Source organism: Pseudomonas sp. 18058 (assembly GCF_902706155.1).
Taxonomy (GTDB): Bacteria; Pseudomonadota; Gammaproteobacteria; order Pseudomonadales; family Pseudomonadaceae; genus Aquipseudomonas; species Aquipseudomonas rustica.
Genome location: NZ_CACSJY010000104.1, coordinates 1 through 8,133, shown reverse-complemented (window position 1 = coordinate 8,133; position 8,133 = coordinate 1). Strand labels below are relative to the sequence as shown.

The 8,133-nt window shown below is 59.2% G+C and carries 8 protein-coding genes; 2 read left to right on the top strand and 6 right to left on the bottom strand.

Going from position 1 to position 8,133, the window contains the following annotated elements; genetic code table 11:
- Positions 1 to 90: 90 nt before the first annotated feature.
- From GVL50_RS28100 to GVL50_RS28090, 3 genes are all read right to left on the bottom strand, one after another.
- A complete protein-coding gene (locus GVL50_RS28100) occupies positions 91 to 1,044 on the bottom strand; it encodes an adenosine deaminase (protein ID WP_008082147.1) in 954 nt (317 codons plus the stop codon).
- Positions 1,045 to 1,124: 80 nt separating this feature from the next.
- Positions 1,125 to 2,090: a 2-oxoglutarate and iron-dependent oxygenase domain-containing protein gene (locus tag GVL50_RS28095; RefSeq protein WP_159815803.1), complete on the bottom strand. Its 966-nt coding sequence runs from the start codon at positions 2,088 to 2,090 to the stop codon at positions 1,125 to 1,127.
- Positions 2,091 to 2,238: 148 nt separating this feature from the next.
- On the bottom strand, positions 2,239 to 3,312 hold the full coding sequence (locus GVL50_RS28090; protein ID WP_159815802.1) for a BMP family ABC transporter substrate-binding protein: 1,074 nt from the start codon (positions 3,310 to 3,312) through the stop codon (positions 2,239 to 2,241).
- 275 nt (positions 3,313 to 3,587) lie between these two features.
- Between GVL50_RS28090 and GVL50_RS28085 the strand changes: the two genes are divergently transcribed.
- A complete protein-coding gene (locus GVL50_RS28085) occupies positions 3,588 to 4,679 on the top strand; it encodes a calcium:proton antiporter (RefSeq protein WP_008082140.1) in 1,092 nt (363 codons plus the stop codon).
- Between the two features lie 127 nt (positions 4,680 to 4,806).
- Here GVL50_RS28085 and GVL50_RS28080 read toward each other — a convergent pair whose 3' ends face one another.
- From GVL50_RS28080 to GVL50_RS28070, 3 genes are all read right to left on the bottom strand, one after another.
- Complete coding sequence (locus GVL50_RS28080) at positions 4,807 to 6,165, bottom strand: 8-oxoguanine deaminase (RefSeq protein ID WP_159815801.1); 1,359 nt, start codon at positions 6,163 to 6,165, stop codon at positions 4,807 to 4,809.
- Positions 6,166 to 6,465: 300 nt separating this feature from the next.
- On the bottom strand, positions 6,466 to 7,149 hold the full coding sequence (locus GVL50_RS28075; protein ID WP_150709029.1) for an SDR family oxidoreductase: 684 nt from the start codon (positions 7,147 to 7,149) through the stop codon (positions 6,466 to 6,468).
- Positions 7,150 to 7,174: 25 nt separating this feature from the next.
- The gene (locus GVL50_RS28070; protein ID WP_053116957.1) at positions 7,175 to 7,525 is read right to left on the bottom strand and encodes a MerR family transcriptional regulator; all 351 of its coding nucleotides are present in this window, start codon (positions 7,523 to 7,525) and stop codon (positions 7,175 to 7,177) included.
- 83 nt (positions 7,526 to 7,608) lie between these two features.
- Here GVL50_RS28070 and GVL50_RS28065 point away from each other — a divergent pair, with 83 nt between their 5' ends.
- Positions 7,609 to 8,019, top strand: coding sequence for a hypothetical protein (locus GVL50_RS28065; RefSeq protein ID WP_159815804.1), 411 nt, complete (start codon positions 7,609 to 7,611; stop codon positions 8,017 to 8,019).
- Positions 8,020 to 8,133 lie beyond the last annotated feature (114 nt).

The following is an 8,133-nucleotide window of genomic DNA, read 5'->3' as shown; positions in this document are numbered from 1 at the left end:
CGCGAAGGCGGTGTGTCAGTCAATATTCATCTATCTGACACACCGCCTTCGCGAGCAAGCCCGCTCCCACAATTTGGATCTTCAGCGGTCTTACGGTTTTACCAGGCGCGCATCCAGGCTGTTCTGCGCCAGGCGCTTGGCCTGATCCTGGGTCATGCCCAAATGCTCATGCAGCGCGTAGAAGTTCTCGGTCACGTAACCACCGAAATACGCCGGGTCATCGGAGTTCACCGTGACCTTCACGCCACGCTCGAGCATGTCGAGAATGTTGTGCTGCGACATGTGATCAAACACGCAAAGCTTGGTGTTCGACAACGGGCACACGGTCAGCGGGATCTGCTCGTCGATGATCCGCTGCATCAGGCGCTCGTCTTCGATGGCGCGTACGCCATGGTCGATGCGCTGAATTTTCAGCAGGTCGATGGCTTCCCAGATGTACTCCGGCGGGCCTTCTTCGCCAGCGTGGGCAACGGTCAGGAAGCCTTCGTGACGGGCACGATCGAACACGCGCTGAAACTTGCTCGGCGGGTGGCCCATTTCGGAGCTGTCGAGGCCGACAGCGACAAACGCATCACGGAACGGCAGCGCCTGATCGAGGGTTTTCTCGGCTTCTTCTTCGCTCAGGTGACGCAGGAAACTGAGGATCAAACCGCTGGTGATGCCCAGTTGCTGCTCGCCATCCTTCAGCGCCGCGGCGATGCCGTTGAGCACCACCTCGAATGGAATGCCCCGGTCGGTGTGAGTCTGCGGGTCGAAGAACGGTTCGGTGTGAATCACGTTCTGTGCTTTGCAGCGCAGCAGGTACGCCCAGGTCAGGTCGTAGAAATCCTGCGAAGTGCGCAGCACGTCGGCGCCCTGGTAATAGAGGTCGAGGAATTCCTGCAGATTGTTGAAGGCATAAGCCTTGCGCAGGGTTTCCACGTCGTTCCACGGCAGGGCGATCTTGTTGCGCTCGGCCAGGGCGAACAGCAGCTCGGGCTCCAGCGAGCCTTCCAGGTGCAGGTGCAGTTCAGCCTTGGGCAAGGCGTTGAGCCAGTCGTACATATTCTTTTCTCATCAGGTGCAATGACGGCATTCTACAGATGCTCGCCGAAACAATTGGCAAAACCTGACCAAGCGATCCATCAAACGGCTTCCTGCTCGCGGCGATAAGCGTAGGTATCGGCGAAGCGCGACAGGAGGAATTCGGCGCAAGTGGTCGTCGGATATTTCGCTGGATGCTGTGCGTCCTGACAACCGGGCAGGCATTCGATTCGCGTGTCCGGGTGCGGCTCGGCAAAGAACGGCATCGAATAGCGATCCACCCCGAGCGGGCTGATCACCCGGTGCGGGGTAGAGCGATAACGATCGTTGCTCCAGCGCGCCATCATGTCGCCGAGGTTGACCACGAAGGTGCCGTCGATGGGCGGCGCGTCGATCCATTCGCCTTTGACATTCTTCACTTGCAAGCCACCGGCGCCGTCCTGATAGAGCAGGGTGATGCAGCCGTAATCGGTATGTGCGCCGGCGCCTTGCTGCTCGGCGGAACTGGCGGTGTGACGCGGTGGGTAATGGATCATGCGCAGGACGCTGACCGGATCAGCGAAGCGGCTGTCGAAGAAGTCGCGTTCGATGTCGAGGGCGAGGGTCATCGCGCGCAGCAGGGTTTGCGCGAGGGCTTGCATGTCGAGGTAGTGCTGCTCCATCAATTCAGCCCATCCGGGTTGAGTTGGATGGCGGTTGGGGCCGCGCAGCGGTTTTTCGGCGAGCACTTCGGGATGGTTGGCCGGCAAGTGCAGGCCCATGTCGAAGGTTTCTTTGAGGTCGCTGGGTTTGCTCGGGTCGAGTTGCTCAGTGGCGATGGCGCCGTAACCGCGATGGTGGCGGGTCTGGGTGATGTCGATCTTGAGTTTTTCTGCGGTAGGCAGGGCGAAGAAACGCTGAGTCTGATCAAGCACCGTGTCGATGCGTTGCGCTGAAATCGGATGGCCCTTGATGTAGAAAAAGCCCCATTCGCGGCAGGCCAGGTCGATCTGCTCGGCCACCGCAGGCCAGGCGTTTTCGTCGTCGGAATAGAGCGGGCTGATGTCGATGATCGGAAGCTGATCCATACACAATCCTTGAAAAGTACGGGAGATCGTTCCCACGCTCCGCGTGGGAATGCCTCAATGGACGCTCTGCGTCTGTTTTTGGCAGGGACGCGGAGCGTCCCGGGCGGCATTCCCACGCAGAGCGTGGGAACGATCTGGGTCAGGTGGGTTACTTCGGCATCTCGGCCTTCATGCCTTCAACGTAGTAGTTCATCGACGCCAGCTCCGCATTGGTCGCGCTCACACCCGCAGGGATTTTCTCCACGCCGGCCTGATCCTTGATTGGCCCGGTAAACGGCTGGAACGCACCGCTCTTGATGTCAGCAATGATCTGCTCGGCCTCGGCTTTCACCGGTGCCGGCACCAGATCGCTGATCGGCAGTTCAATCGTGCCTTCCTTCAAACCGCCCCAGTAATCCTGCGACTTCCAGGTGTGATCCATCACGCTTTGCGTCGCCTGAATATAGTGCGGCGCCCAGTCGTTGACGATCGAGGTCAGCACCGCTTTCGGGCCGAAGTGCGCCATGTCCGAGGCGTAACCCACCGCATACACGCCACGACGTTCGGCGGCTTGAATCGGCGCCGGGCTGTCGGTGTGCTGGAACACTACATCGACGCCCTGATCGATCAGCGCGTTGGCTGCGTCGGCCTCTTTGCCCGGATCGAACCACGAGTTGACCCACACCACTTTGATCTCGGTGCCCGGGTTGTATTTGTTCAGCGCCAGTTGAATCGAGTTGATGTCGCGGATCACTTCGGGGATCGGGAACGAAGCGACGTAACCGATTTTTTTGGTCTTGGTCATCTTCGCCGCGAGGAAGCCGCCGACGTAGCGACCTTCGTAGGTGCGCGCCAGATAGGTGCCGAGGTTTTTGTCCTGTTTGTAACCGGTGGCGTGTTCGAAGGTCACCTTGGGAAACTGCTTGGCGACTTTCAGCGTCGGGTTCATGTAGCCGAACGAGGTGGTGAAGATCAGATCGTATTTGTCCTTGGCCATGTTGCGGATCACCCGCTCGGCGTCGGCGCCTTCGGCGACGTTTTCCACATAGTTAGTGGTGATCTGATTGCCGAATTTCTCGGCGAGTGCCTTGCGCCCCTGCTCATGCTGATACGTCCAGCCGTGGTCACCGATCGGGCCGATGTAAACGAAACCGACCTTGAGCGGATCGGCAGCGCTGGCGCTCAGGCTGATCCCCAGACCGAGGGCGGCGCACAGCAGTTTGTGCAGCGGACGTATTTGCATGAATTCGAACTCCATTTTGTTGTGTGTGGTCAGGGCCAATGCAAATTGCTGACCAACAGGACAACAAACAAAAAAGATCGCAGCCTTCGGCAGCTCCTACATGGGAATGCGCAACCTGTAGGAGCTGCCGAAGGCTGCGATCTTTTCAGCGCCAGAACCAACGCAGTGCAAGTCCGCGAGTTCACGCCATCGCTTGGTGCGCTAATGTGTAACGAAACGTTAGCGCCGCTCCGCAGTCAGTAGCTCATTCGCACTCTTCGGTAAAAGGCCCGTCCATGCTCACCATCCTCAAGCAAGAAAGTTTTCTGCTACTGGCCGTCATTGCCGCGTGCGTCGCTTATCCGTTGGAACACTGGATGTTGCACAGCGGCCAGATCGTCGCGCTGACTGCCGGCCTGGTACTGATCGCCTTCATCGTCGCCGCCTCGATGCGCGTCGCCCATCACGCCGAATTGCTCGCGGAAAAGGTCGGCGACCCTTACGGCACGATGATCCTCACACTCGCGGCCGTGCTGGTCGAAGTGGTGATTCTGGCGATCATGATGAGCAACGAAGCGTCGCCCACACTGGTGCGCGACACGATCTATTCGGCGGTGATGCTCGACATCAACGGCATCCTCGGCCTCGCCGCGCTGATGGGCGGGATCAAACACGGCGAACAGTCCTACAACGACGATTCCGCGCGCAGCTACAGCGTGATGATCCTCACCGCCATGGGCGTGTCGATGGTGGTGCCGGAGTTTATTCCTGAGGCCAACTGGAAGATTTATTCGGCGTTCACCATCGGTGCGATGGTGGTGCTTTACGCGCTGTTTCTGCGCATGCAGGTCGGCCCGCACAGTTACTTTTTCAGCTACAGCTATCCGGATAAACGCCGCAAGAAAGAACCACAGGACGCGCAGGTGAAAGCACCGAGCATCGGCCTGTCGATCGGCATTCTGGTGTTTGGCATTGTGGTGATCGGCGCGTTGGCCGAGGTGATGTCGAAGACCCTCGATCTGGGCCTGGAAGGCACGGGCGCGCCGCCAGTGATCACGGCGATTCTGGTGGCGGCGATTTCTGCGGCACCGGAGATTTTGACCGCGTTGCGCGCGGCATTGGCCAACCGCATGCAGTCGGTGGTGAACATCGCGATGGGCGCGTCACTGTCGACGGTGATTCTGACGGTGCCGGTGATGGAAGCGATGGCGCTGTACACCGGCCAGCCATTTCAGATGGCGATGACGCCAGTGCAGACGGTGATGATTTTCCTGACGTTGATCGTCAGCGCGATCAACCTCAATGACGGCGAAACCAATGCCATCGAAGGCATGACGCACTTCGTGCTGTTCGCGACGTTCATCATGTTGTCCCTGCTCGGCCTTTGATATTGATCGTTCCCACGCTCCGCGTGGGAATGCCGCCATGGACGCTCTGCGTCCGCTGCTGGGACGCAGAGCGTCCCGTGATGCATTCCCCACGCAGAGCGTGGGAACGATCATATGGGGAGGGGGATCAGGTACCGGCGATCAGTTGGCGTGCCGCCTGGCTGTGATCGGCGATCAGGCCTTTCAAGTCGAGGCCTTCAACCTGCCTATCCACCACGCGCCACTTGCCGCCAATCATCACCCGATCCGCACGATCGGCGCCGCACAACAGCAGCGCCGAAATCGGATCATGGCTGCCGGAGAAGCGCAGCTCATCGAGCTTGAACAACGCCAGATCCGCCTGCTTGCCCACGGCAATCTCACCAATGTCGGTACGGCCCAACAAGCTCGCCGAACCCTTGGTCGCCCAGCCCAGCACGCGTTCCGGGGTGATCTTCTCGGCGCCGTAACGCAGACGCTGGATGTACAGCGCCTGACGCGCTTCCAGAATCATGTTCGACGCATCGTTAGACGCCGAACCGTCAACACCCAAACCAAACAACGCACCGGCGTCAGTCAGATCGATACTCGGGCAAATGCCGGAAGCCAGACGCATGTTCGAACTCGGGCAATGGCAGATACCGGTACCAGCCTCGCCGAGACGCGCGATTTCGTCCGGGTTGAAGTGAATACCGTGCGCCAGCCAGGTGCGCGGGCCGAGCCAGCCGACGCTGTCGAGATAATCGACGGTGCGCAGGCCGAAACGCTGCAGGCAGAAATCTTCTTCATCGAGGGTTTCGGCCAAGTGCGTGTGCAGACGCACGTCGAGCTTGTTCGCCAGATCAGCACTGGCCGACATGATTTCCGGGGTCACCGAGAACGGCGAGCACGGCGCCAGCGCGATCTGGATCTGCGCGCCATCGCCGCGTTCGTGGTACTCGTGAATCAGGCGCTGACTGTCGTCGAGAATCACCTGACCTTCCTGCACGGTCTGTTGTGGTGGCAGGCCGCCGTCCTTCTCGCCGAGGCTCATCGAACCGCGAGTGAGCATGGCGCGCATGCCCAGTTCACGCACGGTTTCGACTTGCACGTCGATGGCGTTTTCCAGACCGTCCGGGAACAGGTAGTGATGGTCGGCAGCGGTGGTGCAGCCGGACAGCAGCAGCTCGGCCAACGCGACTTTGGTGGCGAGGGCGAGTTTCTCAGGTGTCAGACGCGCCCACACCGGGTACAGGGTTTTCAGCCACGGGAACAACGGCTGATTGACCACCGGCGCCCAGGCGCGAGTCAGGGTTTGATAGAAATGGTGGTGAGTGTTGATCAGGCCCGGCAGGATCACATGCTCGCGAGCATCAAAGACTTCATTGCACGGCGCCGACGGCTGTTGGCCGGCAGCCAGCACTTCGACGATGACACCGTCTTGCACGACTAAACCGCCACGGGCATCGAGCTCGTTGGAGGTGAAAATAGCGAGGGGATTTTTTAACCAGGTACGGGTCGCGGGCATGTTGCCGGCTCCTCTGAAAATTGGGTTCAGGGTTGCCAGCTCAGTGATGCCCTGTCTGCTGATCCAGGGTCGCCGCGGGGACGAGGTGCGCAGTTTCAAACAAATTGTTGCATCGAGCAAGCCCAACCCGACCAGTCACCACACAACCAAAATACACAAACCAATGGCGATGTGATCCGACAACGCCCATTCCAACAAATACGCAACCCTGTAGGAGCTGCCGAAGGCTGCGATCTTTTGATCTTGTTTTTTACAATCAAAAGATCGCAGCCTTCGGCAGCTCCTACAGGGGATCATCAATTACCAGGGAATGGTTTCACCCTTGTAATTGATGAAGTGATGCCCGCCCTTGCCGGTGTACGCATTCACCTGATCAACCAACCCACGAGTGCTGGTTTCCACATCCAGATCCGCGCCTTCGCCACCCATGTCTGTCTTCACCCAACCCGGATGCAGCGACAACACGGTCATCTTCTGCTCGCCCAATTGCGTGATAAAACTGTTGGTCATCGAATTCAGCGCAGCCTTGCTGGCCTTGTACAGCGCCAGTTCCGGGGCGTCCGGCACGGTCACGCTGCCCAGCCCGGAACTCATGAACGCCAGCACACCGCTGCCGTCACGAATCTGCCCGACAAAACGCTGGGCCAGATTGATCGGCGCCACCGCATTGGTGAAAAACAGCTGACCGACTTCGGCCAATGTCGCGCCGCCCGGGGTCTGATCGGCCGGGCCTTTGACCCCGGCGTTGACGAACAGCAGATCAAAGGTTTCGCCCTTGAGTTGCTGACTCAATGCGATCACCGCTTGCTGATCGTCCATGTCGAGCTTCTCGATCCGCACCTTGCCTAATGCTTGAAGCGCATCGGCATTGGCAGGATTGCGCACGGTGGCGGTGACTTGCCAGCCGTCGGCCAGCAGGGTTTTCACCAGACCGAGGCCAAGGCCCCGAGAGGCGCCAATGATCAGTGCGTTTTTTGCAGACATGAGGGGCTTCCTTGATGAATGAGGATCATGGATTCAATGGACAGGCCTGACCGAGCCGAAGTTGCAGCTCTTGCCGCAGCACGTCGAGTTCGCTCATGCGGGTTTCGATCAGTTGCAGTTTGTCGCGCAGAAGCTGCGCCACGGCGTTGTCTGGATCGGGTGCGTTCCACAACGCCGCGACACTGTCGCCGATCTCGCCGAGGGTAAATCCCAGACGCTGCGCGGTTTTGATATAGAGCACCAGTTGCACCATCTCGGGTGGATAGTCGCGGTAACCATTGGCACTGCGCTGCGCCGCAATCAACCCGCGCTGCTCGTAGAAACGCAGGGTGTCACGGCTGACGGCGCTGGCCTGGGCTAATTCACCGATGCGCATGGCAACTCTCAAAAGGGCTATTGACCCTGGAGCATACTCCAGGCTTTACCGTGCTTGCTCCCTGAATTTCTGGAGCATGGATGATGTGGACTTCAACGCAGTATCGCCACGTGGTGCGCGGCAGTGCCTGGTATGACTTGATCGTCACGGCAGCGTTTGCCACGCCGTGGAGTTTTGCGCTTGTGCATGAGTTGTTGAGTGCGCTGAATTTGCCCGGCGAATTGCCGGCGTTTCAACCTGTGCATATGTTGATGGCGAATCTGTTGGGGTCGGTGGTGTGTGTTTGGGCGGTGCTGCGGATTCGTGATCCGCAGGCGCTTTATGGACGGTATGACGCGGTGGCAAGATTTCTTTTTGCGGCTTGGCAAGCGTACGCATTGGCCCATGGCGCCAGTTCGATCCTGCTGGTTTTTCTGGTCTTCGAACTGGCGTGGGGCATTGCTCAGGTGTTGCCTGTCAGGGCCTCATCGCTGGCAAGCCAGCTTGTATGGTAGGACTCGAAGGGGTGGGTGGGACCAAAAGCCAGCTTCTGACTGTTAGCCCAGTACAGACTGTGGGAGACATCGGCCCCACCCCTTCCACCAAAGCGCCGATAAAGAATGCTTCGT

Excerpts from the sequence above, each read along its gene's own strand:
- GVL50_RS28075 (WP_150709029.1), bottom strand. The coding sequence starts at position 7,149 with ATGTCTGCAAAAAACGCACTGATCATTGGCGCCTCTCGGGGCCTTGGC.
- GVL50_RS28100 (WP_008082147.1), bottom strand. The coding sequence starts at position 1,044 with ATGTACGACTGGCTCAACGCCTTGCCCAAGGCTGAACTGCACCTGCAC.
- GVL50_RS28095 (WP_159815803.1), bottom strand. The coding sequence starts at position 2,090 with ATGGATCAGCTTCCGATCATCGACATCAGCCCGCTCTATTCCGACGAC.
- GVL50_RS28090 (WP_159815802.1), bottom strand. The coding sequence starts at position 3,312 with ATGCAAATACGTCCGCTGCACAAACTGCTGTGCGCCGCCCTCGGTCTG.
- GVL50_RS28070 (WP_053116957.1), bottom strand. The coding sequence starts at position 7,525 with ATGCGCATCGGTGAATTAGCCCAGGCCAGCGCCGTCAGCCGTGACACC.
- GVL50_RS28065 (WP_159815804.1), top strand. The coding sequence starts at position 7,609 with ATGTGGACTTCAACGCAGTATCGCCACGTGGTGCGCGGCAGTGCCTGG.
- GVL50_RS28085 (WP_008082140.1), top strand. The coding sequence starts at position 3,588 with ATGCTCACCATCCTCAAGCAAGAAAGTTTTCTGCTACTGGCCGTCATT.
- GVL50_RS28080 (WP_159815801.1), bottom strand. The coding sequence starts at position 6,165 with ATGCCCGCGACCCGTACCTGGTTAAAAAATCCCCTCGCTATTTTCACC.